This is a genomic window from Parabacteroides caecihominis, from assembly GCF_023656785.1.
Taxonomy (GTDB): Bacteria; Bacteroidota; Bacteroidia; order Bacteroidales; family Tannerellaceae; genus Parabacteroides; species Parabacteroides segnis.
Window position 1 is genome coordinate 16120 of the sequence record NZ_JAMOKS010000044.1, and the last position, 25311, is coordinate 41430.

A 25311-nucleotide genomic window follows, 5' to 3' on the forward strand; every position below is an offset into this window, starting at 1 on the left:
AAATATGAAACTGAATAAAATAAAACAATTATCGATTGGTTTGGTAACTATATTGCTGGTCAATGGATGCAATAGTTTGGATATCTCGAACTTGTGGAACTATGATGCAGACCTGGTTTGGAATGATGACAACTTAGCAACTGCTTATGTGACTGATCTCTATGGCGATATCTTTAGCGGTTGGTCTACAAGTGCGGATAATACAGCTGAGCAGCAAACGGGTATTCCGTTTATGTTGAGTACTATTACAACGTCGGGCAGTGGTTATAAACGATGGAATTATACCAATATCCGTAATATTAATTTAGGACTTGAGTATCTGGCAGAGGGAGGATGTACCGAATCTGTTAAGAATAGCCTGACGGGGCAAATGTTGTTTATGAGAGCTTATCAGTATGGCGAAATGGTTGTTTATCATGGAGGTATGCCGTATATTACAAAAGCCCAGGATAAGGATGAAGATGATTTGTATGTGACTCGTACTTCTACTGCGGAGTGTTTTGATTTAATAATTAAAGACCTGGATGATGCTATTACGTTGCTTCCGGCCAAAGCAACCGGTAACGATTACGGGCGTATAGACCAGTGTTTTGCTAAAGCCTATAAGGCAAAGATGCTGCTTTATAAGGCTTCTCCACAGTTTAACCCGAGTAATATGTATGATAATAAATATTGGAACGAAGCTTATACGGCGGCGAAGGAGGCATACGATTTCTGTATAGCTCAGGGGATTAAACTGACTGCGAATTATGCAGATAACTGGTCGGTGGACGGCAACTCCGAGGTTGTTTTCCCTATTATCTATAGCAATCCGGATAAAACGGCCGATTGGGAAAACACGATTCGTCCCTCTTCTTTGAGTCGTAGTAATGCCAATAATACTCCGACCTGGGATATGGTAAAAGCGTTTCCGATGTTGGATGGAAAGCGTTTCGATGATCCGGCCGGTAAATATTATGCAGGTGCTGAATCAGACTTTTTACAGAAATTTTGGCAAAATCGGGATCCCCGATTTGAGGATTGTATCCTGTATAATGCGGATTTATATCCGGTATTGGGAACGGCTTCAGGATATCGCCAATATACTTCGGTCGGTATAGCTGTCAGAGAAGATTCATATGGAATCAATCCCAATGTGGGCAGCACTGCTACACAGAATGATGCTATTAGCGGCATGTATGTGCGTAAAGGTTCTGATCTGTCTTTGAGTCAGGACCTGGTATCTACGTATGATCATGATTATCCGTTTATGAGATTAGCTGAAGTCATGTTTATCTATGCGGAAGCGGCCAATGAAACGGATCATCAGGATGTGGCTGTAGATATGCTGAAGCAAATTCGTAAACGTGCAGGTATCGAAGCTGGCGAAAATGGGTTGTATGGATTGAAAGTTGCTAATCGTGAAGAGATCCGGCAGGCTATTCTTGATGAACGCAATGTAGAATTATGTTTTGAAGGACATCGTTTTATGGATCTTCGTAGAACCCGTAATATGATGCAGTTAAACGGACTGCAAAAATATGGAGTCGAGGCTATTGCAATCAATGAAGACGGTTCAGAAATGGATATTGCCGAAGCTACCCGGAAAGCTAAGACATATTCGTTGACTCCCGATAATTTTAAATATATTCTTAGAATGGTGCCGATCAGTGCCATTGCCGAGAATAAATTTTTGATTCAGGAATCGTATTATTTCTTCCCGATCCAGGAAAGTAAAATATTGGAAAATCCCAATCTTGAACAAAATAACAATTGGGGAGGAAAGTTCAATCCGACTATGGAATGAACTGTCTTGAACGATTATCTTAATAAAAACTCGTAAATATTTGCGGGAATTATGGGATAAATAATATCTTTGTGAGACGTTAGGAGGCGATTAATCTTTCTAACGTCTTTTTTGAGCGGAAAAAATCAATAAAATTGCTAATCAATATTATATATTAATTTGTACTATGAGAACAAACAGAAGGGACTTCCTTAAAACCCTCGGAGGAATTGCGGCCTTTACGATTGTGCCGCGCCACGTGCTTGGGAAAGGCTTTATCGCTCCAAGCGATCAGTTGACTAAAGGTATTATCGGTACAGGCGGGATGGGACGCGGTCACGTGAACTATGCCGGAACACGTCTGGTAGCCGTTTGTGATGTTGACAAGAAACATCTTGAATTAGGAAAACAATTGGTAAAGGAAAAAATTGCTGCTTATCATGACTTCCGCGATTTGATTCTGGACCCGAACGTAGATATCGTACATATCGCTACACCTCCTCATTGGCATGGAATCATGTCGGTAGAGGCTGCCAAGGCGGGAAAAGATATCTGGTGTGAAAAGCCTATGACACGTACGATCGGTGAAGGTAAACGGGTAATGGAAGCTGTAAAGCAGAACGGACGTATGTTCCGTCTGAATACCTGGTTCCGTTTTGCCGATCCGTTCTATGGCTTGGGTACTCCGGTGAAACCGTTGAAAAAATTGGTTCAGAGCGGTATGCTCGGCTGGCCCTTGAAGGTGACGATCAGTAAACATACCGGTTTCGACTGGAAGTTCTACTGGGTAGGCAAAGAATATCTCGAACCGCAAACAGTTCCTTCCGAACTGGATTATGACATGTGGTTAGGCCCGGCTCCTTATAAACCTTATAATGCACACCGTGTTCACGGTACTTTCCGCGGATACTGGGATTATGACGGCGGCGGATTGGGAGATATGGGACAGCATTATATCGACCCGGTACAGTATTTCCTCGGAAAAGACAACACAAGCCCTGTGAAAGTGGAAGTGGATGCTCCGCAACAGCATCCGGATGCCGTAGGAACATGGCGCTCTATTACCTATACTTATGATGACGGTTGCCAGATCGTCCTTTGGGGTGGCGACTTCGGAGATCCTAATACTCCGTATATTTCCGGCCCGAACGGTAATGTCTATAAGAATTTTGTATGTGATATCCCTGATTGGGAAAAGAAACTGGCTGATTATCCGGAACCTGAACCTCAGGTGACAGACTTTATCGAATGTGTGAAAACACGCCAGCCTTTTGCCTTGAATGAACGGAATGGTTTCCGCTCGGCTACGATCGTGAATATGGGTGCTACGGCACTTCGTCTGAATCGTACATTAGAGTTCGATCCTGTGAAACTGGAATTTATCAATGACGAGGCCGCTAACCGTCTGTTGGATCAGCCGATGCGTTCACCCTGGAACATTTGATAATTAATAATTGAAAATTGAGAATTGAAAATTAGGGGAGAATTATAAAATTATAGACAATGAGAAAAGCATATATATCGATTGCCAGCTTGCTATTATTCGGCAGCGTACTGATGGCCCAATCTCCGGCGAACCGTACAGCTAAAACAATTGCGGCTGACGTATTGGCACAGATGCCTGCAGAGAAACAGGCTGAATACAATAAAATGATCAATGACCTGAAAGGTACCGGCGAAGAAGGGGTACTGATGTTGGTCAACATGATAAATGCTCCCGGAAAGGGAAGCAATGCACAAGTGGATTACGCGTTGAGCGGCCTGACCCATTATGTGATGGCGAAAGGGGAAGAAAGCGCCCGTCTGGCTACGGCTAACGCTTATCTGAAGGCGCTTGACCTGGTGACTGAACGCGAAACGAAAGCATTTATCATCCGCCAGTTACAGATATTGGGACAGGATGAATGTATCGATGCGTTGTCGGCTTACCTGGGTGATGAAAGCCTGAGTGGTCCGGCTTCACGTGCACTGGCTGCTATCGGTTCTGAAAATGCCGGCAAAGCGTTGAAGGCTGGTCTGATGCGCCGTATGGGTACTCCGAAGACACAAAAAGATATCATCGTAGCGATCGGCGAAGCGCAGGTAGCTGATTCGGAAGAATTGCTGAAGGCGCTGCTGGGTTCGGGCGATGAAAATATGCAAAAGGCTGTCCTGCACTCATTAAGCCGTGTGGGAAGCAAGGCTTCCATCAAAGATATGGCTGAAGCTGCTGCCGCATCGGGTTACACAATGACCAAAACGAATGCGAACGAAGCTTATATCGCTTTATTGAAACGTGTTGCCGCACAGGGCGATGTGAAAGAAGTGGAAAAAGCGGCCAACGACCTGCTGAAGAAAGCTACCAAGGCTAATCAGACGCAGACCCGCGACGCTGCTTTGCAAATTCTTTTGTCACTGAAGAAAGAAAACAGTACCAAACTGCTGCTTTCCGCGTTGAAGGATGGCAATAAGGAATATCGGAATGCTGCATTGAACTTTGCTTCCGACTTTGCCAATAAGGAAGTTTATATCGAAGTCATGAAAGCGATGCAGAAGGCAAAACCGGAAGTGAAAGTGGATATTATCAACTGGATCGGCCGCGAAGCCAAATGCCCGTCAAAACATGATGTGATCAAGAGTTTGGAACTCCGTTTTGACCTGACTGCCATGCAGGTGCTGCTGGCTCAGTTGAAAGACAGCAACTTCGACGTAAAACAGGCAACCGTATGGACATTGGTGAAGATCGGTGACAAACAGGTGATACCTGTTCTTGCTGAACTGCTGACCAGCGACAATAAAGATGTAATCCTGCTGGGACAGGATGCCCTGGCTGCATTCAATGGTGATATCGACCAGGCTGTTGCCCGTGCCATTCCGTCTGCTACGGATGCCGGAAAGATTGCCGGTGCTGAGTTGCTGGCGATGCGTAAAGCGACTGCTAACCTGACTACAGTGCTCGAACTGATCAAGTCCGGTTCACCGGAAGTGAAAAAAGCTGCTTATACAGCGTTGAAAGATGTTGTGTCGGAAGGCGACCTGGTTAATCTGTGCGGTATGCTGGAAACAGCGGATGCATCGGCTGTTGCTCCAATCCAACAGGCTGTTATCTCTGCTATTTCTTCCATGTCTCCTGCGAAACAAAAAGAAACGATCACCCGCCGTATGCTTCAGGCTGGCGAGAGCAAGAAATATTTGTATTATATCGTTCTGGCAACAACCGGCGAGAAAGATGCGTTGGCTACTATCGTAGACGGTTTCCATAAGGGATCGGGCGCTGCTCGCGATGCTGCTTTCGAAGCGTTGTTGAACTGGAAAGGTATTGAGGCTGCCGACGAATTGTATGCTATCTGTAAAGATGCTTCTTCTTCCGCTTATTTGGATCGTGCTTTGAAAGCATATGTTAAGCTGGTTTCAAATCCTGCATTTACAGGTGAGAACCGTTTGCTGAGTTTGCGCAAAGCGATGGAAGTGGCAAAGACAGACGAACAGAAAAATATAATTCTGAAACAGGTTGAACGGACAGGCACCTTCCTGGGTATGCTCTATGCCGGCGAATTCCTGAATCAGAAACCTGTTCAGCAGGCTGCCGCCAATGCTGTTATGAATATAGCTTTGGGTAATAAGGAATATTATGGAGCCAATGTGCGTGAATTACTGAATAAGGTAATGCAGGTACTCGACAATCCGGATGCCGGTTATCAGAAGGAAGCGATCAAGAAGCATCTGGCTGAAATGCCACAGGGAGAAGGTTTCATTTCTATCTTTAACGGCAAAGATTTGTCGGGCTGGAAAGGATTGGTACAGAACCCGATTGCCCGTGCGAAAATGAAACCGGCCCAGTTGGAGAAAGCTCAGGAAAAGGCTGACGAGATTATGCGCAGCGGCTGGAGTGTGAATGATGGCATGCTTGTCTTTAACGGTAAAGGTGATAACCTGTGTACGGATAAACAATATGGTGATTTTGAAATGTACGTAGACTGGATGCTTGATCCCGCAGGTCCTGAAGCCGATGCCGGTATTTATTTGCGCGGAACACCTCAGGTGCAGATCTGGGATACTTCACGTGTAAATGTGGGTGCCCAGGTAGGTTCAGGTGGTCTGTATAATAACTCGGTAAATGAAAGCAAGCCGTCTAAAGTGGCTGATAACAAGCTGGGTGAATGGAACAGCTTCTATATCAAGATGGTTGGCGACCGCGTAACAGTTATTCTGAACGGAGAGAAAGTGGTGGATGATGTGATCCTTGAAAACTATTGGGATCGCAAGCAGCCGATCTTCCCGATTGAACAGATCGAATTGCAGGCTCACGGCAGCAAGGTTTACTACCGTAATATATATGTAAAGGAACTGGAACGTAAAGAACCTTACAAATTATCTGCCGAAGAACAGAAAGAAGGTTTCAAACTATTGTTTGACGGAACAAATATGCATCAGTGGACCGGTAACACGGTAGATTATACGATGGAAGACGGTTGTATTTCCATGATACCGAGCAAGAGCTATGGTGGGAACCTGTATACAAAGGACGAATTCGGGAACTTTATTTATCGTTTCGAGTTCCAGCTGACACCGGGAGCCAATAACGGAGTCGGTATCCGCACTCCGATGGAAGGTGATGCCGCTTATGTAGGTATGGAAATCCAGATTCTGGATTGTGAACATCCGATCTATAAGAATATCACAAAATATCAGCATCATGGTTCTGTTTACGGTATCATTCCTACCAATGCCGATCATCACAAAGCGTTTAAGCCTGTCGGTGAATGGAATGAGGAAGAAATTGTTGCCAACGGCGACAATATCAAGGTAACGGTGAACGGTGTGGTGATACTGGAAGGTAACATCCGCGACGCTGTGAAGAACGGAACTCCTGATGGTAAGGAACATCCGGGCTTGTTCAATAAGAAAGGACATATCGGATTTCTGGGACATGGTTCTCCTGTGAAATTCCGTAATATCCGTATCAAAGAATTGAAATAACAGACTATATAGTCCGAAAGGAAGCGGGGATCGGTTTTTACTGGTCTCCGCTTTTTTGTGTGAATCTTTGAAAACCGTTGAATTTTAACAGTAATAAAATTGCTGATCTGATTTATTATAACGAATTTTGTGTGCTTACTAGTATTAAAAAAATGGATACAGCTCAATATAAGTTATTGCTGGACACGGCACAAGTCGGTTGGTGGGAGATTGACTTTGATAAGAGGATCTATATCTGTTCGGATTATCTGGTCAGTTTGTTGGAGCTGAAAGATAAAATTATCCCGACCAGAGATTTTCTTCAATTGATACGTGAAGATTACAGGGCCCGGATAGCCAATGAATTTGCTTATTTCAGGGAGGTCGGTATTTATGAACAAATATTTCCGATCAAGACTTGTTATGGTTTTAAGTTTGTACGTTCGAAAATTTGCAGGCGGGAGATCGAACCTTCCGGGCGTATCTATGTATTGGGCATTTTGCAGTTAGTACCTTATAGTGAAGAAGAAACGAATAAACCGGCAACGGAGGATAGCAGTCAGGTAGATGGTTTGTTAAGGCATTTAGGGAGTATTTCGCGTGCCTTACATTCTTTTATCCAGACAAACGATCTGGTTGAATCTATCCAGTTGGTGCTGACCGAAATTCTTTTTTCAATCGATACAAAGGGGCGTGCCTGTATTATGGAATATAGTGATGACAAGCAGACGCTTAGTTGTACATATGAAGTGTGCAGCCAAGGTGTTACGGCTGTCCGTCCCTCTTTACAGAACATACCTGTCTCAACGTTGAGCTGGTCGACGCGGAAAATACGGAATCTTTATCCGGTTATGATAAGCAATCTGAATGAGTTGCCGGCAGAAGCGGAATCTGAAAAAATGTATTTACAGAAGAGAGGAGTGCTTTCGTTTGTTCTGATTCCTTTGATCATAAAGAAAAAAGCTTTGGGATATATCGGGATCGATATTGTAGATAAATATCGCATATGGACGCTGGAAGACTATCAATGGCTTTCGTCCATCGCTAATATTATCAGTATTATTACGAAAATGGCGAGAATCAACGAGGCGCTCGACCATAGTGGAAAGTTGTTGCGTAATATTTATACGAATATACCGGTCGGCATAGAGTTGTATGATAAGGACGGATATCTTGTCGATATGAATAATAAGGATGTAGATATTTTTGGACTCGGTTCGAAAAAAGAGGCCCTAGGTGTTAACATCTTTGATAATCCTCAGATTCCCCCTGATGTGCTGGAAAAGATGAGAAAGAGGAAACCTGTCTCTTTCCGCCTGACTTATTCTTTTAGCGATATTATATCCAATGGGTATTATCCGACGAAGAAAAACGGAATTATAGACTTGATAACCAAGGTAAGTATGCTTTATGACAGTAAAGGTGAACTGATCAATTACCTATTCATTAATCTGGATAATACGGATAAAATGGTCGCTTATAACCGTATTGAGGAGTTTGAATATTTCTTCACCCTGGTTAGTCATTATGCGAAAGTAGGATATGCCAAATTCGATTTGCTGACACGCGAAGGATATGCCATCAGCCAGTGGTATCAAAATCTGGGGGAACAAGATGGCACGCCGTTGGAGCAGATTATTGGTGTATATAGCGCCGTGCATCCGGAAGACCGTAAAGTGATGATGGACTTCTTTGACCGGGTTAAGAGAGGAGAGGCAACCAGTATCCGCAAGGAACTGCGTGTCAAGACGGATTCCGGTTGGAAGTGGATACGCGTAAATGTGATGCGTAACCCTCAGTCGAATGATCCGGATAAACTGGAAATGATCTGTGTGAATTACGATATCACGGAACTGAAAGAAACTGAACAACAGCGTGAAAAGGCAGAAGAACTGGATCGCTTGAAATCTGCTTTCCTGGCAAATATGAGCCATGAGATCCGAACTCCGCTGAATGCGATTGTCGGTTTTTCCACCTTACTGGTTGATACGGATGATAAAGAGGAACAGTCGCAGTTTGTTGAGATTATCCAGAAGAATAACGGGCTTTTGTTGCAGTTGATCTCTGATGTGCTGGATTTGGCGAAGATAGAAGCGAATACAATTGAGTTCAAACCGAGTCGTATTGAACTCAAAGGTTTTTTGGATGATCTGGTGAAATCGCTGAGTATCAAACTTCATGAGGGGGTTGTGCTTGGCAGTCAGCCGGATTTGTCGCCTTGTACTTTTGATTTCGACCCTGTGCGCCTGAACCAGTTGTTTTCCAACTTTATAAACAATGCGATCAAGCACACGGATAAAGGTTCTATCATGTTGGGTTATGAAATAAAGCCAGATGAAGTTGTCTTTACAGTGACGGATACGGGAGAGGGGATGAGTGAAGAAGTGCAGGCCCATGTCTTCGATCGCTTCTATAAGGGAAATGACTTTAAGCAAGGTACAGGGCTGGGACTTTCTATCTGCAAAAGTATTGTCGAACAGCAGAAAGGAAAAATCGGAGTAAGTTCTGAGCCCGGAAAAGGTTCCTGCTTTTGGTTCTCCTTACCCCGATAAAATATTCTTTTATTCTTTTTCTCCGTAGGCAAGATCTCCGGCATCTCCCAGGCCGGGGATGATGTAGGAATGATCGTCCAGTTCGTCATCCAGTGCGGCGATCCAGATTGTTGTTTTGTCATCCGGCATTTTTCTTTGCAGATATTCCATTGCCTGTTTGCTGGCGATGATGGAGGCCACATGGATATGCGAAGGATGTCCTTTGGTCAACAATGCTTCATAGGCCAGTTCCATGGAACTTCCGGTGGCTAGCATCGGGTCGGTGATGATCAATGTTTTCTCTGTCAGTCTCGGGGATGCGATATATTCGATGTGAATATCAAAGTTCAGACGGTCTTTATATTTGCGATAGGCAGAGACAAAGGCATTTTCGGCATAATCGAGATAGCTTAAAAATCCCTGGTGATAAGGAAGTCCTGCACGTAATATAGTACTGATTACTATCCGGTCGTCGGGAGTATACATTGGTGCGATCCCTAAGGGAGTTTGAATATCTTTTTGGCTGTAGGCAAAATCTTTGCTGATCTCATAAGCCATGATTTCGCCGATGCGTTCAATGTTTCTACGAAAACGAAGGCTGTCCTTCTGGATATTTACATCTCTAAGTTCGGATACGAACTTGTTCAGTATGGAGTTTGACTCTCCGAGATTAACTATTTTCATGTGTATTATATTGTATATGCAGACTAAAATTTCCGGTGCCGAAATTAGATATAATTAGAGCATCATACAAATGTTTCTCTGTAAAATTCCAGGTATAGGGCAAAAGTTTCACATTCCGAAACAAGAGGTGCTGTTCGGATTCTAAAATTGCGATAATTGAATTGGGGACATGCTTGCGGTTGTTTAATTAGAACCTTGCGGTTTCGATATTCATTAAAAACACCCCTTTTTAGTGGATTTCTGTATGTATTTTTGCAGATATGATAAAGTAAACAGAAAAAGGAGGTGTAAAAAACTTCCTTCCTGCCGAAGCAAGAAGGAAGTTAAAGAAATAAATCATATTATTTTTTTTCGCCAGTGCCGTTCATAGCCTCCAGCAAGAATTTACCGGGTTTGAACTTTACCGTTGTTCTAGCTGGAATCTGTACCGGAGTACCCGTTTTAGGATTACGAGCCAGGCGACTAGTTTGCGGTCTAGGTATTAAAGTACCAAAACCGATAAGAGTGATTTCCTCTTTTTGCGACATTTTTTCGGTTACGATCTCGATGTAAGCATCTAATACTTTTTTTGCTTTTTGCTTTTGTAACCCTGCCTTATCTGCTAAGGCTTCGATAAGTTCTGCTTTGTTCATGAGTGTTTCTTTTTAATGATTATATACATTGCAAATGTAAGCATTGATTTTTTTATATGGTGTCTTTTTTCAGACAACAAAAATTGCTTGCATTTCTTATTAAACAATAGCTGCAGCCTTTTGTTACGATTTTAGAAACAAAAAACGTTAATTCACATTGGTTTGCGATAATCGAAACGAAGAAAGGCGTTAATGCTATTTGGCCACACTTTATTTTTATTGTATTGTGAGAAGAATATATGAGTAGAAATAGTAAATAACACACTAATAATTATGAAAGATGCATTGAATAACGGGCTGATAAAAGCCATGAGGGAACATCTCCCGGAGGAGACAAATTTGGCTAACTATATTATGGATATTATATCTATAGGTAAGGAAGCCGTTTATCGCCGGTTGCGTGGGGAGGTTCCGTTTACATTTTATGAAGTATCATTATTGTCTCAGAGTCTGGGGATTTCTCTGGACCAGATCGTCGGGACCAACCGGGCGGAAGGAGCCGTTTTTAATCTGAATGTCTCTAATAATATGAGTCAGATGGAAAGTTACCATGATATAATCAAGCGGTATCATAAATTATTTACTTTTGCCAAAGAAGACCCTAAGTCGATACTCAGTTCCGCATGTAATATCGTTCCGTTTACATTTTATTCTCCGTATGAGCGTCTGACCAAATTCCGTCTTTGTCGGTGGATGCATCAGAATAACGGGATGAAGATCACTGCAAGTATGTCGGATATCGTTGTGACGGAGAAAATACTGGAGTCCCAGCGTAAACTGATGCAGGAATGCCGTCAGGTTCCATCTACCTATACGATTCTTGATAATAATATTTTTCAGTCGTTGGTTAGGGAGATCAAGTATTTTGCAGGGCTGAACATGCTGAGCGATGATGATATCGAAGTGATGAAACAGGAACTGAATCGTTTATTGGATGAAATGGAACAGATTGCAGCCCGCGGGGAATATCCGAATGGCAACAAAGTTTATTTGTATCTTTCCAATATCAATTTCGAGGCAACATATACATTCCTGGAAAAAGGGAGCTTCCAGTTGTGCATGTTCCGTCTTTATGCCATCAACTATATGGATTCGCAGCATCCGGAAATCTGCCGTGCCCAGAAAGAATGGATCCAGTCGTTGAAACGCTATTCTACTTTAATCTCGCAGAGCGGAGAGATACAGCGGATGATCTTTTTCACGAAACAACGTGAAATCGTAGATACCTTGTAAATAATTCTTACTTTTGTCCCGCAATAAATAAACAGATATTATGAGGATAGAAGAGAATTACTCCCTGGAGAAGCATAATACATTCCACCTGCCGGTTAAGACGCGGTGGTTTATGGAATATACGAATGAAGAAGAATTAGAACGGGTTTTACGGGACGAGTATTTTCAGGAGTGTTTGTCGCTGCATATCGGCAGCGGAAGCAATCTGCTGTTTATAAATGACTTCAACGGTATCATCCTGCACTCGGCCATCAAAGGTATCCGTGTGGAGAAGGAAACCGACGAACATATCTGGCTGCGTGTCGGTGCCGCTGAAAGGTGGGACGATGTTGTTGCTCATGCCGTTGCCAACGGGTGGGGAGGAATAGAAAATCTTTCCCTGATCCCGGGTGAAGCTGGTGCTGCCGCTATCCAGAACATCGGAGCCTACGGGGCGGAGATAAAAGATGTGATAGAAAGTGTGGAAACATACAACCAGTTGACTTTTGAAAAGCGGATATTTACGAACGAAGAATGCCAGTACGGCTATCGCAGCAGTTATTTCAAAAACGAACATAACGACCCGCACATTGTTACATATATAATAATACGGTTGGATAAACGCCCATCCTTTTCCATCAACTATGGAAACCTAAAGGAAGAGCTGGCTAAATATCCGGAAGTAACATTGGAAGCAATCCGCCGGGCCGTGATCACGATCCGTCAGGAGAAGCTGCCCGATCCGGACAAGCTGGGAAATGCCGGCAGTTTCTTTATGAATCCGGTTATTCCTGTTGCACAGTTTGAGAAACTGAAGGAGCAATATCCCGGTATGCCTTCTTATCCGGCTGGTGAGGGGAAAGTGAAAGTTCCTGCCGGCTGGTTGATCGAACAATGCGGCTTTAAAGGTAAATCGCATGGTCCGGTCGGTGTATATGAAAAACAGGCGCTGGTCCTGGTCAACCTGGGAGAAGCCCGGGGACACGAGATTGCTCTGGTGGCGGAAAGTATCCGTACTGCCGTAAAAGATCGTTTTGGTATCGAGATAATGCCTGAGGTTAAATATGTAGGATAATGAAAATTACATTTCTGGGAACGGGAACTTCAACCGGGGTTCCCGAAATAGGCTGTCAGTGTGAAGTTTGTACAAGCAAAGATCCCCGCGACTGGCGCCTGCGTACATCGGTATTAGTAGAAACAGAGGGGAAGCGTATCTTGCTGGACTGCGGACCGGATTTCCGCTGGCAAATGATACAAAGTAAAACATACCACTTGGACGCCGTCCTGATCTCACACGAACATTATGACCATGTCGGAGGACTGGATGACCTGCGTCCGTTCGGACGGGAAGGAGACATACATCTATATACTGAAGAAAATGTGGCTGAAGCCATAGAGACGCGTATCCCGTATGTTTTCCGCGAAAATAGATATCCGGGTGTCCCCAATCTAAAAATCCACCGTGTAACGACAGAACCTTTTATTGCAGCCGGGATAGAGATAATTCCTATCCGGGTAATGCATGGAAAATTACCTATCCTGGGGTTTCGAATAGGGAATATGGCCTATCTGACCGACCTGAAATCTCTTCCGGAAGAAGAATATACCAAGCTGGAAGGATTGGATGTTTTGATTATTACTGCTTTGCGCTGGGATGAGCATCCGACGCATGAAAGTGTGGGAGAAGCATTAGAGCAGATCGGACGTATCCGTCCCAAAGAATCCTATCTGATTCATATGAGCCATCGGATCGGCTTGCAAAGCCAGGTAGAAAAAGAGTTGCCTCCGCATGTTCATTTGGCATATGATCAATTGGAAATTCCCAAACTGCAACCGGTATAATATACTTTCCCGTTTTCTTCATAAATCTGGCAGGAAATATGAAGTTGCGGGAAATGTTGTTCTAATCTGACCGACAGTGTATCGCCAATCGTCTTGAAAAGTGTGTCGGCTGGTTCATGATACGGTAGACTGCTAAAGTAACAAATATTCCCTTCACTTTCAAAAAGGTCGGCTCCCAGCCATCTGTCGCTGATTCTCCATAGGGTAGAATCGTTCGCTTTCACATATAAGTCTAACAGTTTCGATTGTATCATCAGGTTAAGCGGAGCATTGCTGTCGAGTGTTTTACGGAGTAGCATTTGTTCCTTCGGCTGGTTGTTTTTCTGCTTTCTTTGTATGGCCGCTACTTCCTCCAGCAATTTCCTGCTGTAACTGGCAACCCATACGCCATTATGTTGGTAGTAGCCGAAAAAGCGGTTTCCGGCATCCGGGCAATAGGTAAAAGTGATGCCTCCTTTGGTTTGCTGTTGAGGGGCGAATGATTTGAAAGCTGTTTTTAAAACATTTTCTTCTATATGTCGGGACATGCTTTTATCCGCTTTTACATACATTACAATACCTTGCGGATGGAATGAGAGATGTAACGAGGCAATTTCCGGATTCTTTTGGATGATAGTAAGATATATTTCAGGGATTTTAGAGGCGAATGCCTGATAAACAGGCTCCTTAGCCAATATTATCCGGGCAAAAACAGAAGGGCGGTTTACGGCAAGTATCGCTTCCGGTTCCGGTGCAGTTAGGGTATATAAATCTGTTTGCACCAGTTCTTTACTCTCTTTCATGTCACCGAAAAAGTAGTAGACTGCCGACAGCGTAGCGAGAGCAGTTAAGATGATAATCACTATTTCCCGCCTGTAAACTTTCATTTTTTAAATTTTTGCCTTCAGGAAATATTTGCACCAAGGCTTGAGTCCGCATTCCTCACATTTGGGTTTCCTGGCCACGCAGACGTATCGTCCGTGCAGGATCAGCCAGTGGTGAGCAATAGGTATCTGTTTCTCCGGGATGTTTTTCACCAGTTCTTTTTCTGTTTCGAGCGGTGTTTTGCTGTTGTTTGTCAGTCCGATGCGGTTGGCAACGCGGAATACGTGGGTGTCTACCGCCATTGCCGGCTTGTTGTAGACAACAGAGGCGATCACATTGGCCGTTTTGCGTCCTACGCCGGGCAGCTTTTGCAGTTCATCTATATCAGAAGGGACTGTGCCGCCGAAATCAGCCATCAGCATTTTGGCCATTCCGACCAGATGCTTCGATTTATTGTTCGGGTAGGAGACACTACGGATATATTCAAATACGACCTCCGGTGTGGAAGCAGCCAGTACTTCTGCTGTGGGGAAATCCCTAAACAGAGCCGGCGTAATCATATTCACTCGTTTGTCGGTACACTGAGCCGATAGAATCACGGCAATAAGCAGTTGGTACGGATCGTCGTAATGAAGTTCCGTTTCTGCAACCGGTACGTTTGCTTCGAACCAGTCTAATACACCTTTATATCGTTCCTCTTTTTTCATCCTGTTATTTCATTAAAGATAATACATTTTTTCCGAGTAACAAACCCAGGAAAACGGCAATAAGTCCTAAAACGTTACTGGCCAGTATATTTAAGAGTGCTAATTTATAATCACCGATTTTTATCAGTGACATAGTATCCAGTGCAAACGAAGAAAAAGTTGTAAATCCGCCAAACAGACCGGTGAAAAGAAACGCCCTTGTGTTGGCTGAGAAGTTATAATTTTCGGCAAGACTCCAGCAGAAGCCGATCAAGAAAGAGCCGATTATATTAACGGATAGTATCCCAAAGGGAAAGGAGTACTGCAACGAACGCTGCACCCACATGGAAACTCCATAACGCAGTGCCGATCCGATTGCTCCTCCTGTAATTAAAATTAAAACCTTTATCATATTTCATCCTCCTTGTGTGTTTCCCCCGGGCTGGTTAAAGGCCCGGGGAAGATGGTAAATGATTTAGGTTTTCAATTTAATTGGCTGATTCGAATTGTTTCAGGAAACGAACATCGTTTTCTGAGAACATTCGTAGGTCTTTAACTTGGTATTTCAGGTTTGTAATACGTTCGATACCCATTCCCAGTGCATATCCGGTATAAACATTGCTGTCGATACCGCAATTTTCGAGTACATTCGGGTCTACCATACCGCAACCGAGTATTTCTACCCAACCGGTATGTTTACAGAATGCACATCCTTTACCGCCACACAGGTTACAGGAAATATCCATCTCTGCGGATGGCTCTGTGAACGGGAAGTAGGAGGGGCGTAAACGTATTTTCGTTTCCGGACCGAACATTTCTTTTGCAAAGAAAAGCAATGCTTGTTTCAGGTCGGCGAATGAGACATTCTTGTCGACATACAGGGCTTCTACCTGGTGGAAGAAACAGTGTGCGCGATAAGAAATAGCTTCATTACGATATACACGTCCGGGGCAGATGATGCGGATAGGAGGTTCCTGAGTCTCCATCACACGGGTCTGTACCGATGATGTATGTGTTCGCAATAACACGTCCGGATTATGTTGTATGAAGAACGTATCCTGCATATCACGTGCTGGATGGTCTTCGGCAAAATTCAAAGAAGAGAAAACATGCCAGTCGTCTTCGATTTCGGGACCTTCAGCGATGCTGAATCCCAGACGTCCGAAGATGTCGCAGATTTCCTTTTTAACGATTGAAAGCGGGTGGCGTGTGCCGAGTTCGATAGGATAAGATGTACGCGTCAGGTCGATGTCATCGTTTCCGGTCTGTACATTGTCGAAACCTTCTTTCAGTTCGTTGATTTTATTTTGAGTAGCTTCTTTCAGCTCGTTGAGGAATTTACCCACTTCACGCTTCTGATCAGCCGCAACGTTGCGGAAATCATTCATCAGCGCAGAAATTTCTCCTTTCTTGCTGAGGTATTTGATGCGTAAAGCTTCCAGCTCTTCGGCATTTGCAGCCTTCATATTCTCTACTTCCTGAAGCAGAGCCTTAATTTTATCGATCATTTCTAATCATATTTGTTTTCGACGTGCAAATTTACTCCTTTCTTTTGGATACTGCAACCGATTGCGGAAGGTTTTTTCTTAAAAACACAGGCAGTCTCCTTTCTATTCCTAAAAATTATAGGCAAGACCTACGCCGAGTATCTCTTTGAACTGTACTTTTGCCCCATGTTTCGTACCGTTGTCATCGAAGGTTTTCACGTCGTTATCGTATTTCAGTGTCGTGTTAAGCGTAGCTGACAGGAATTTGTTGATCTTCATACTAATGAGCATGTCCCAGTTGACATCGATGTTTCCGAACTGATTACTATACGGAGTGAAAAAATCGGCTGTAGTGATCAGGCTAACGTTCTCCATCACCGGCATTTCTGCACGGGCTTTGAGGTAAACGCCACATTCGATCTTGAAACGGTCACCCGGATCGACACCGAATGCGCCCAGATCGGACAGGTAATCGTCCTCAACAAAAGTCATTTTTGCTGAAACGGGAGAGAGGTAGATCGAATAATTGCTTTTCGGGCGGTATTCCATACCCAGCGAGATGTTGGAATAGGCCGGCGCGAAAAAGTTGGAGATATAATGTTCCTTGTCCGGATAATTGTATCCTTTGGCAAACTGTGTGTTCAGGTCGCCCATTAGTGTATAGAACCAGACATTGTTCGTTGAATAGCCCAGCTGGGTGGAAAGTCCGATCTTGTCGGTGCTCTTGCGCATCCCCTGCGACTTGGTTTTTGTCAGTCCGTAATCGAGAACCAGGTTGGTCACCCAGAGCCAGTTCCCGTTTTTATGTGTCAGCGAACCGTTCAGGTAGGCATTTCCGGCTACCGAGTTTTCGCCTCCGGCCGACCAGTTGGTCATTGCCGTTTGCGACAGGTTGAGGCCTGATACGCCTTTCAATACATATTTCCCTTCTTCGTAACCTTTATCGTCGGTTTGACTATATGCGATAGTTGCCAGTGCGGCAAATGCTATCATTAAAAATGTACGTTTCATCTTATCGTTTATTTTAATTGTTTTAAATAGCGGGTTCCCTATTATTTAAACATGTTTGGTTATATTTTGTTTATTCGTACATTTATTTTGCTTTCATTTAATTCAATAAGACCATGAGCAGCGGCATATAGTCTTTGAGTTCGACGCGTAGAATCTTTAGTGCCTGAGAGATGCGGTAGGCCACAGTCTTGGGTGAAACGCCGGTCCTTTCTGCGATTTCGTTATAGGTAAGATTGTCGAAACGATTCATTTCGAAAGCTTTTCTATAATCTTCCGGGAGTTCACGAATCGCCTTGGCTGCCAGGGCGATTAATTCGTTTTCTATGTAAAAATCCGGATCTTCAAACTGGTTTTCAAATTTGGCGAACAGTTTTTCATGCACTCGTTGCTTGATTTGGTTGTGGGTGATATTGTTGAGGCATTTATTTTTCACCATCATAAACAGTAAAGATTTCAATGACAGTTCGGGAATCAGCGAAGTACGGTTTTCCCAGAGCCACATCATTGTTTCCTGTACGATTTCTTCTATTTCCGTTTCGGCTACATATTGAGATGCGAAGGCGCAAAGCCCCCGATAATATTGTTTGTAGACTGTGTCGAAGGCGCCTTCATCGCCTGCTTTTAATAGATGTAAGGTTTGTTCATTTTGTGTAATCACAGTATTTAGTTTTTTGTTTCCTACAAACATAAACATTTATTTCTTGATTAAACAGGCAAAGCCCGGATTTTTTTTCTTCTTCCGGGCTTTGAAATTGAATAAAAAGCTATTTCTCGACCTTTTTCCCCTGATTGGCTACCGCTTCCATCAGCTTTTTGATTTCTTCGGGGTCGCCCAGGAAATAATCTTTAACGAGATTCATGTCATCATCGAACTCGAGTACGTAAGGGACGGCGGTAGGAAGATTCAGGTGGACGATATCTTCGTCGGGTATATCGCGTACATATTTAATGATACCCCGCAGGCTGTTCCCGTGAGCGGTCACCAGAATCTGATCGGAAGTTTCGAGCGAAGGGAAGATCACGTCTTTCCAGTAAGGCAGGATACGTGCGACGGTATCTTTTAGCGACTCCGTGCGCGGCAACTCGTTATCGGGTATTTCCTTGTAACGGATCTCGAAGCGCGGGTTGCGCGGATCGTCCTCTTTTAGGGCATGCGGGGCTACATCGTAGCTTCTGCGCCATATCTGTACTTGTTCGTCACCATACTTTTCGGCTGTCTCGCTCTTGTTAAGACCCTGTAGGGCGCCATAATGCTTTTCGTTCAACCGCCAGCTTTTTTCGACAGGTATCCAGTCCTGGTCCATCCGGTCGAGTACATTATTTAAAGTCTTTACAGCACGTTTCAGATAAGAGGTATAGGCTTTGTCGAAAACGAACCCCTCTTTTCGTAGCAGGTCGCCTGCCTTGCGGGCTTCTTCTATCCCTTTTTCGGTGAGATCAACATCGGTCCAGCCGGTAAAACGGTTCTCCTTATTCCAGGCGCTTTCGCCGTGGCGGAGTAAAACAATCTTTTTCATAAACTTTTTTATTAGTGATAACTCTCTGTCTTTTAGGATAACAACTGAGTCGGATGAAAAGATTTTGAATTTTTTCTAAAAATAATTGTATTTCTGTTTAGTAGGTTTATTCGTTGAATTGTATTAATATTAGAAGCAGAAAAATATGGAAACGATAAACGAGGAAATATTATTACAGTACATCGACGGAATGTTGACTGCAAATGAGGCGGCAGCCGTGGAAGAATGGCTGTCTGCTTCTCCCGAAAATGAGAAGTTGCTGGAGCAGCTCTATTTCACTCGCGAAGTAGTGAGTCGGGTACGCGTGATGCAGTCGGTCGACCCTGAACAATCGTTACGCCGTTTCAAAACACAGGTACATAAGTTAGATAAGAAGATTCGTCTTCGCCGGATGGTTTGGTTAGTACAGCGGGTAGCTGCTGTTCTGTTTGTTCCAATATTAGTTTTGTCTGCATACTTATGGATGCAGGGAGGCAAAAAGGAGGTGCGCATGCTCGAAGTGCGCACCAATCCGGGCGTCGTTTCGATGTTTAACTTGCCAGACGGTTCACGTGTTTGGCTGAACTCGGCCAGTTCGTTGAAGTATCCGTCCGACTTCGTTGCCGATAGTCGTGAGGTAGAACTTGAAGGACAAGGCTATTTTGAAGTGACGCACGATGCTAGCCAACCCTTTATCGTTCATGCCGGACAGGAATATGAAGTCGAGGTACTTGGCACAACTTTCAACGTTGCAGCTTATGCCGACGATGATCTGATCGAGACAACACTGGTGGAAGGCTCCGTTAGTGTTCATGTTCAATCTATCGGCGGACAGGAGTTATCGCGACGGATAAAACCGAATGAAAAGGCAACCTTCACGAAAACAACGAGGAAGCTGGATGTGGAGGCTGTGAATACAGATCACGAAACCGCATGGAAAAATGGTGAGATTATTTTCCGTAACCACCCGATGTCTCAGGTGCTTAAAGTGTTAAGCCGCCACTACCATGTGAAGTTCATGGTAAAAGATTCGGTGGTACTAAATTCGATTATTACCGCTAAGTTTAAAAATGAACAACTACCCCAAGTGATGGAGTATCTCCGTCTGGCCTCGGGTATCAAATATACCATCCCGAAAATACCTGTTAACTCTGCCCAAACGCAAGACATCCCGATAATAGAAATATCAAAATAATAAACTAGTATTAATTATTAAATAATCTGATTGCCTATGGAATATACTTAGGAATTTCAAGCGACATGTGCTGTTACGAATGACAGCTTAATTTAACGATTTTGTTTAATTCATTAAAAAAACACAAAGTTATGATAGCTATATCATAAATGCTTTGTAACCTAAATAAGAATGATATGAAATACTCTTTATTTAAGAATTGCTCAGGATTAAGAAAATTACTGGGTATTTTCATCGCCTTGGTGGCATGTAGCTACCTGAGTGCTCAGCAGGTTTCCGGCGTAGTGACGGATGCAAATGATGGTTTCGGACTTCCGGGCGTAAGTGTTTTGGTACCCGGTACAACTAATGGTACAATCACTGATGTGGATGGAAACTATACATTAGACGTGGATGGTGGAAAAGAACTACAGTTCAGTTATATTGGATACGCGACGGTTACAGTTGCTATCAATGGCCAAACTAAAATTGATGTACAGTTAAGTGAAGACACACAGAAAATAGACGAGGTTGTGGTTACTGCTTTAGGTATCAAGCGTGAAAAGAAAGCGTTGGGATATTCCATGCAGGAACTGAAAGGGGAATCGCTGACTCAGACTCGTGATGCAAACGTGGCTAACGCCCTGGCAGGTAAAGTAGCTGGTTTGCAGATTAAACAAAATGGTACCGGTGTGGGTGGTTCTTCCCGTATCGTGATCCGTGGAAACAACTCTCTTTCAGGTAATAACCAGCCATTGGTTGTAGTTGATGGCGTGCCTATTGATAACTTTAGCGGTGGTACCGACGATTATTGGGGAAATGGAAATTTGGATAAAGGTTCAGGTATTTCTGATATTTCACCCGACGATATCGAAAGTATGTCTGTGTTGAAAGGGCCGGCTGCAGCAGCTTTGTACGGGAGCCGCGCAGGTAACGGTGTCGTAATGATCACTACCAAAAAAGGGACTAAATCAAGAGGAGTAGGTATTAATTATAACCTCAACTTTACAGCTGAAAACCCGATGCAAACACCAAAATTTCAAAATATATATGGACAGGGTGTCGACGGAAAGTTCGATAATAACAAAACGGATAGCTGGGGTGCTGTTATGGACGGTTCCATGAAAGATATGGCAATGGGGAATCTACCTTATGCTGCCCGCGATAACGATTTGTATAGCGATTTTTTACAAACAGGTTCCAGTTGGACAAATAGTTTGGATATCAGTAAGAGTTCTGAAGACATAACTTTCCGTGCCGGCGTAACGCGCCTCGATAATAAAGGGGTTGTGCCAAATAGTGGGATGGACCGTACGTCAATCAATCTTCGTTCAACAGCTAAATTGGCTAAATGGTTATCGGCTGATGTGAAGGTTAATTATGTGAATCAACATACTGACAACAGAATCAAGTTGGCTGGTGACCCCGATAATATTTTCCTGAATTATCTGAATACCCCCCGAAGTATCGCTTTCTCTGATTATGACGCCTATAAGGATAATAATTGGAAGCGGGCAGATGGGAAACCGGCTGGCTTCCTGATTGACCCGGGAGCAAATGCTAACAATCCGTATTGGTCGGCTTATCGGAATACCAATCATGATAAAAAAGATCGTTTGATTGGTTTTGCAGCTCTTGATTTTACATTCACTGACTGGTTGAATCTGAAGTTACGTTCCGGTATGGATAATTATACTATTGAATATGAGAACATTCGTGCCACTGGTAATCCGTATTGGGAAAATAACGGAAGTATGACTGCTAATATGGAGAAATTTACTGAAGTCAACTCTGACTTTTTATTGACAGCTAAAGGTAATTGGGATCGCTTTGGTATTGTCGGAACGTTGGGTGGTAATGTTATGTATCGTTCACGAAACTGGTACAAGGAAAGTTCAGGCGAATTTGTTATTCCTGAATTTCATGCCATAGCCAATGGTAAGACACATAAAGGTGAATATACTAAGGAAAGAAAGCAAATCAATTCCCTTTATGCAACAGCTTCTTTGTCGTGGGATGATTATCTGTATCTTGACTTGACGGCACGAAATGACTGGTCGTCTACTCTTCCGAAAAACAATGATTCCTATTTTTATCCTTCAGTAGGTGCAAGCTGGATCTTTACACAGATGATCAATAAGATGGGTGGTAGTACAGGCCCGTTGACTTTTGGTAAGATACGTGCATCCTGGGCACAAGTCGGTAACGATACGGATCCTTATATGTTGCGTGATTATTATAATCTCGATTATGATATCAAAGGGGGAATTTTCGGTGCGACCAATGAAGAATGGATGGCTAATCCCGAATTGAAAAATGAAACGATCAACTCATGGGAACTCGGTCTGGAGCTGAAAGCGCTCGACAATCGTATCGGAGTGGATCTGGCATATTATAAGAAAAATTCAAAAGATCAGATTCTGAAGATCGATGTTCCTTCTGCTACAGGTTTCAAGAAGAAGATGATCAATGCCGGTAACATCGAAAATAAAGGGGTGGAAATCGCTTTAACAGCCACACCGGTGATCACACCGAGCGGATTTGTATGGGATACTCAACTGAACTGGTCGAAGAATAACAATAAAGTGGTTTCACTTACTGACGACACGAAAGAACAAATCTTGAGCGACGCATCTGTAACCTTTATGAAAATCGTAGCCCACGAAGGTGGTTCTTATGGTGATATTTACGGTTATGGCTATTTGCGTGATGATGCCGGAAATATGGTAATCGGTAAAGATGGTGTACCTATCAAAACCAACGATATGATCTTGCTGGGTAATAATCAACCCGATTGGATGATGGGTTGGACGAATACATTCTCTTTCAAGAATTTCACCTTCAGTTTCATGATTGATATGAGAAAAGGCGGCGATGTATATATGGGCTCAATTGTAGCAGGTACCCGTAACGGTACGTTGGATATGACTCTACCGGGACGTGAAGGTGGTATTGTTGTGCCGGGTGTACTTGAAGATAAGTCAGTAAATACGGTTGATATCAATGCTCAGAAATACTGGAGCGGCATTTCCGGAATAACGGAAGCCTATATGTATGATGCGACGAATATTCGTTTACGTGAACTGAGTCTCGGATATACATTCCCGAAAAGTTTGTTGTCGAAAACACCGTTTACGAATCTGAAACTTAGTTTCGTTGCACGTAACTTATGGATGATTCACAGTAATACGAAAGGTTTTGATCCGGAAGCAGCCTATACTTCGGGAAATGCACAGGGTATTGAATACGGTTCGATGCCGACGATGCGGAGCTTGGGTCTTAATCTGAATGTGGCATTCTAATTATTAATATTAAAGAGAAATTGTTATGAAAATTATCAAGATATTAGCTGCATCATTTCTTGTATGCGTAGGAATTACCGGTTGCGATTTAACCGGTTTGAACGAAAATCCGAATAAGCCGACCGATGATGTCGATTATAATATGAACGAACCTCGTTTGGCCTCAACGCTTCGCGGAGGGGTTATCATGGATGGTGATATAGAAGAACGAAGCAAACAATTGCAGATCGACTTATATTCACAAATGACAATCGACGGAGGTAAATGGGGAACGAAAAATTACATTATGAACGATGAATGGAATTCGCGTATCTGGGATGAATATCTCAAGCAGATTGCTTCCTTAAATATAGTGATTCGTTCTTCTATCGAAAAGGATAAAGATTTATATGCCAATTCAATCGCTGTAGCTAAAATCTGGCGTGTCTATGTACATAGCCAGGCAGCCGACAAATTCGGTCCCATGCCTTTCCCTGCTTATAAGGAAATCGAGAATAATCCTCCTTATAAGAATCTGGATGCTATTTATGCAGAATATTTTGCAGAATTGGACGATGCTATAAACACTTTTAACGAATCGGCCGGCCCGATATTTTCGGATAGCGCCTGGGACGTTATTTTCAAAGGAAATGTAGACCGTTGGAAAAAGTTTGCTAATTCGTTGCATTTACGTCTGGCTTTGCGTTTGTCGGAAGTCGATATAACCACTTGCAAGAAAGAAGTGGCGTCGGCTTTGGCTAATCCGGCAGGCTTAATTGAAAATTCGCTTGATAATGCTCGTATTTCTGTTAAGGCTGACGGTTCATGGGGAGGTGACTATAATTATACGATGTTCCAGATTACTTGGGGAACATCGGCTAATATGTCGAAATCGTTTGAAAAACTGGTTACTAATATCGGTGGTATTGCGTTTCCGACAGATTTGACAAATCAGAGCAGCGGCAAGCATTTGTCGAACGTACATCCTGCTAAGGCTGACCCACGCGCTCCTATTATTTTCCAGCCAGCAATAGAGAATGGCGATTGGACCGGAATCGTATATGGCATGAAAATGGAAGAAACCAATACTGGTATTTATCAAAGCAAACAACATGCTGAGTTAGGTTATATCTGGCAGGCTGGGGTTCCTTACAAATCGCGACCGTATGACCTGTTCCTGTCTGAAGAAGTTCATTTCCTGAAAGCTGAAGCCTATGCCCGCGGATTTGTAGGGGGAGATGCCAAAGCGGAATATGAAGCCGGTGTACGGGCATCCTTCTCAACTTGGGGTGCTTTGGGTGCCGACGAATATCTGGTTTCCAATGAAAAGAACTTAGCTGGTACCAGTGCAAATTATGATGATCAAACCGGTTCCGGTAATACGGCTTTGGAAAAAATTATCACTCAGAAGTATATCGCTGCTACTCCGGATATGTCGCAAGAGGCTTGGAATGACAAACGTCGTTTGAACCTGCCGCGTCTCGATGTTGCAGTCTATCGTGATCCGATTATTTACTCCAGCTACTCACAGGATTTTAAAGATTCACGCAACTTTATCAAACGTATCCAGTATCCTGTTAAAGAAAAGTTGGTGAATCAGGATGAATATAATAAGGGTGTTCAGATGTTAGGTGGCAACGATAATGTCGCAGCCAATCTATGGTGGGATAAAAACGCAAACTACTGTACTTCTGCCGAATAAATCCTGTTGGACATGTTTTGAAATCATTTCAACATAATTAATATTAAGCTCACCTGGAGTGCTCTT

The 25311-nt window shown here is 43.4% G+C and carries 19 protein-coding genes; 10 read left to right on the forward strand and 9 right to left on the reverse strand.

Annotation, left to right across the window (positions count from 1 at the left end; all coding sequences use genetic code 11):
* The first annotated feature begins 4 nt into the window (after window positions 1-4).
* The 4 genes from NBH14_RS25030 to NBH14_RS25045 all read left to right on the forward strand — a co-directional run bounded on the left by NBH14_RS25030 (window position 5) and on the right by NBH14_RS25045 (window position 9255).
* Window positions 5-1786 (forward strand): RagB/SusD family nutrient uptake outer membrane protein, encoded by a 1782-nt coding sequence (locus NBH14_RS25030; protein ID WP_186961576.1) that lies wholly within the window; start codon window positions 5-7, stop codon window positions 1784-1786.
* A 166-nt stretch (window positions 1787-1952) separates the two neighbouring features.
* Complete coding sequence (locus NBH14_RS25035; RefSeq protein WP_010799858.1) at window positions 1953-3209, forward strand: Gfo/Idh/MocA family oxidoreductase; 1257 nt, start codon at window positions 1953-1955, stop codon at window positions 3207-3209.
* Window positions 3210-3268: 59 nt separating this feature from the next.
* Window positions 3269-6724 carry a DUF1080 domain-containing protein gene (locus NBH14_RS25040; RefSeq protein WP_186961575.1) on the forward strand — a complete coding sequence of 1152 codons (3456 nt, stop codon included), beginning with the start codon at window positions 3269-3271 and terminating at the stop codon, window positions 6722-6724.
* 152 nt (window positions 6725-6876) lie between these two features.
* Window positions 6877-9255, forward strand: a complete 2379-nt coding sequence (locus NBH14_RS25045; protein ID WP_128134761.1) for a sensor histidine kinase — start codon at window positions 6877-6879, stop codon at window positions 9253-9255.
* Between the two features lie 9 nt (window positions 9256-9264).
* Here NBH14_RS25045 and upp read toward each other — a convergent pair whose 3' ends face one another.
* Window positions 9265-9918 (reverse strand): uracil phosphoribosyltransferase, encoded by a 654-nt coding sequence (gene upp, locus NBH14_RS25050; protein WP_128134762.1) that lies wholly within the window; start codon window positions 9916-9918, stop codon window positions 9265-9267.
* A gap of 341 nt (window positions 9919-10259) precedes the next feature.
* Window positions 10260-10550 carry an HU family DNA-binding protein gene (locus NBH14_RS25055; RefSeq protein WP_007652950.1) on the reverse strand — a complete coding sequence of 97 codons (291 nt, stop codon included), beginning with the start codon at window positions 10548-10550 and terminating at the stop codon, window positions 10260-10262.
* Window positions 10551-10823: 273 nt separating this feature from the next.
* On the opposite strand from NBH14_RS25055, the gene NBH14_RS25060 reads away from it, so the two are divergent.
* From NBH14_RS25060 to NBH14_RS25070, 3 genes are read left to right on the forward strand one after another with little or no spacing between them, the layout of a single operon-like run.
* On the forward strand, window positions 10824-11783 hold the full coding sequence (locus NBH14_RS25060) for a hypothetical protein (RefSeq protein WP_128134763.1): 960 nt from the start codon (window positions 10824-10826) through the stop codon (window positions 11781-11783).
* Window positions 11784-11823: 40 nt separating this feature from the next.
* On the forward strand, window positions 11824-12837 hold the full coding sequence (gene murB, locus NBH14_RS25065; RefSeq protein ID WP_128134764.1) for a UDP-N-acetylmuramate dehydrogenase: 1014 nt from the start codon (window positions 11824-11826) through the stop codon (window positions 12835-12837).
* The gene (locus tag NBH14_RS25070; RefSeq protein ID WP_128134765.1) at window positions 12837-13604 is read left to right on the forward strand and encodes an MBL fold metallo-hydrolase; all 768 of its coding nucleotides are present in this window, start codon (window positions 12837-12839) and stop codon (window positions 13602-13604) included. Before murB ends, NBH14_RS25070 begins: the two co-directional genes overlap by 1 nt.
* Here the strand turns inward: NBH14_RS25070 and NBH14_RS25075 are convergent.
* The 7 genes from NBH14_RS25075 to gpmA all read right to left on the reverse strand — a co-directional run bounded on the left by NBH14_RS25075 (window position 13571) and on the right by gpmA (window position 19109).
* Window positions 13571-14470 carry a hypothetical protein gene (locus NBH14_RS25075; protein WP_186961574.1) on the reverse strand — a complete coding sequence of 300 codons (900 nt, stop codon included), beginning with the start codon at window positions 14468-14470 and terminating at the stop codon, window positions 13571-13573. The two genes, NBH14_RS25070 and NBH14_RS25075, sit on opposite strands and share 34 nt — an antisense overlap.
* A 3-nt stretch (window positions 14471-14473) precedes the next feature.
* Window positions 14474-15115, reverse strand: coding sequence for an endonuclease III (gene nth / locus NBH14_RS25080; protein ID WP_186961573.1), 642 nt, complete (start codon window positions 15113-15115; stop codon window positions 14474-14476).
* Between the two features lie 4 nt (window positions 15116-15119).
* Window positions 15120-15506: a fluoride efflux transporter CrcB gene (crcB, locus tag NBH14_RS25085; protein WP_007652957.1), complete on the reverse strand. Its 387-nt coding sequence runs from the start codon at window positions 15504-15506 to the stop codon at window positions 15120-15122.
* A 76-nt stretch (window positions 15507-15582) separates the two neighbouring features.
* On the reverse strand, window positions 15583-16602 hold the full coding sequence (pheS, locus tag NBH14_RS25090) for a phenylalanine--tRNA ligase subunit alpha (protein ID WP_128134768.1): 1020 nt from the start codon (window positions 16600-16602) through the stop codon (window positions 15583-15585).
* A gap of 108 nt (window positions 16603-16710) precedes the next feature.
* Window positions 16711-17592: a DUF3078 domain-containing protein gene (locus NBH14_RS25095; RefSeq protein WP_186961572.1), complete on the reverse strand. Its 882-nt coding sequence runs from the start codon at window positions 17590-17592 to the stop codon at window positions 16711-16713.
* Window positions 17593-17689: 97 nt separating this feature from the next.
* Entirely contained in the window at window positions 17690-18280 is a 591-nt protein-coding gene (locus NBH14_RS25100) for an RNA polymerase sigma-70 factor (protein WP_186961571.1), read from the reverse strand.
* Between the two features lie 76 nt (window positions 18281-18356).
* Complete coding sequence (gpmA, locus tag NBH14_RS25105; protein ID WP_186961570.1) at window positions 18357-19109, reverse strand: 2,3-diphosphoglycerate-dependent phosphoglycerate mutase; 753 nt, start codon at window positions 19107-19109, stop codon at window positions 18357-18359.
* A gap of 145 nt (window positions 19110-19254) precedes the next feature.
* On the opposite strand from gpmA, the gene NBH14_RS25110 reads away from it, so the two are divergent.
* From NBH14_RS25110 to NBH14_RS25120, 3 genes are all read left to right on the forward strand, one after another.
* A complete protein-coding gene (locus NBH14_RS25110) occupies window positions 19255-20283 on the forward strand; it encodes a FecR domain-containing protein (protein WP_186961569.1) in 1029 nt (342 codons plus the stop codon).
* A 176-nt stretch (window positions 20284-20459) separates the two neighbouring features.
* A complete protein-coding gene (locus tag NBH14_RS25115; RefSeq protein WP_250817832.1) occupies window positions 20460-23564 on the forward strand; it encodes a SusC/RagA family TonB-linked outer membrane protein in 3105 nt (1034 codons plus the stop codon).
* A gap of 25 nt (window positions 23565-23589) precedes the next feature.
* The gene (locus NBH14_RS25120) at window positions 23590-25245 is read left to right on the forward strand and encodes a SusD/RagB family nutrient-binding outer membrane lipoprotein (protein ID WP_186961567.1); all 1656 of its coding nucleotides are present in this window, start codon (window positions 23590-23592) and stop codon (window positions 25243-25245) included.
* The last annotated feature ends 66 nt before the right edge of the window (window positions 25246-25311 follow it).

What these genes read in the sequence shown, in the direction of transcription:
- NBH14_RS25030 (WP_186961576.1), top strand. Translation starts at nt 5, where the DNA reads ATGAAACTGAATAAAATAAAACAATTATCGATTGGTTTGGTAACTATA.
- NBH14_RS25035 (WP_010799858.1), top strand. Translation starts at nt 1,953, where the DNA reads ATGAGAACAAACAGAAGGGACTTCCTTAAAACCCTCGGAGGAATTGCG.
- NBH14_RS25040 (WP_186961575.1), top strand. Translation starts at nt 3,269, where the DNA reads ATGAGAAAAGCATATATATCGATTGCCAGCTTGCTATTATTCGGCAGC.
- NBH14_RS25045 (WP_128134761.1), top strand. Translation starts at nt 6,877, where the DNA reads ATGGATACAGCTCAATATAAGTTATTGCTGGACACGGCACAAGTCGGT.
- upp (WP_128134762.1), bottom strand. Translation starts at nt 9,918, where the DNA reads ATGAAAATAGTTAATCTCGGAGAGTCAAACTCCATACTGAACAAGTTC.
- NBH14_RS25055 (WP_007652950.1), bottom strand. Translation starts at nt 10,550, where the DNA reads ATGAACAAAGCAGAACTTATCGAAGCCTTAGCAGATAAGGCAGGGTTA.
- NBH14_RS25060 (WP_128134763.1), top strand. Translation starts at nt 10,824, where the DNA reads ATGAAAGATGCATTGAATAACGGGCTGATAAAAGCCATGAGGGAACAT.
- murB (WP_128134764.1), top strand. Translation starts at nt 11,824, where the DNA reads ATGAGGATAGAAGAGAATTACTCCCTGGAGAAGCATAATACATTCCAC.
- NBH14_RS25070 (WP_128134765.1), top strand. Translation starts at nt 12,837, where the DNA reads ATGAAAATTACATTTCTGGGAACGGGAACTTCAACCGGGGTTCCCGAA.
- NBH14_RS25075 (WP_186961574.1), bottom strand. Translation starts at nt 14,470, where the DNA reads ATGAAAGTTTACAGGCGGGAAATAGTGATTATCATCTTAACTGCTCTC.
- nth (WP_186961573.1), bottom strand. Translation starts at nt 15,115, where the DNA reads ATGAAAAAAGAGGAACGATATAAAGGTGTATTAGACTGGTTCGAAGCA.
- crcB (WP_007652957.1), bottom strand. Translation starts at nt 15,506, where the DNA reads ATGATAAAGGTTTTAATTTTAATTACAGGAGGAGCAATCGGATCGGCA.
- pheS (WP_128134768.1), bottom strand. Translation starts at nt 16,602, where the DNA reads ATGATCGATAAAATTAAGGCTCTGCTTCAGGAAGTAGAGAATATGAAG.
- NBH14_RS25095 (WP_186961572.1), bottom strand. Translation starts at nt 17,592, where the DNA reads ATGAAACGTACATTTTTAATGATAGCATTTGCCGCACTGGCAACTATC.
- NBH14_RS25100 (WP_186961571.1), bottom strand. Translation starts at nt 18,280, where the DNA reads ATGTTTGTAGGAAACAAAAAACTAAATACTGTGATTACACAAAATGAA.
- gpmA (WP_186961570.1), bottom strand. Translation starts at nt 19,109, where the DNA reads ATGAAAAAGATTGTTTTACTCCGCCACGGCGAAAGCGCCTGGAATAAG.
- NBH14_RS25110 (WP_186961569.1), top strand. Translation starts at nt 19,255, where the DNA reads ATGGAAACGATAAACGAGGAAATATTATTACAGTACATCGACGGAATG.
- NBH14_RS25115 (WP_250817832.1), top strand. Translation starts at nt 20,460, where the DNA reads ATGAAATACTCTTTATTTAAGAATTGCTCAGGATTAAGAAAATTACTG.
- NBH14_RS25120 (WP_186961567.1), top strand. Translation starts at nt 23,590, where the DNA reads ATGAAAATTATCAAGATATTAGCTGCATCATTTCTTGTATGCGTAGGA.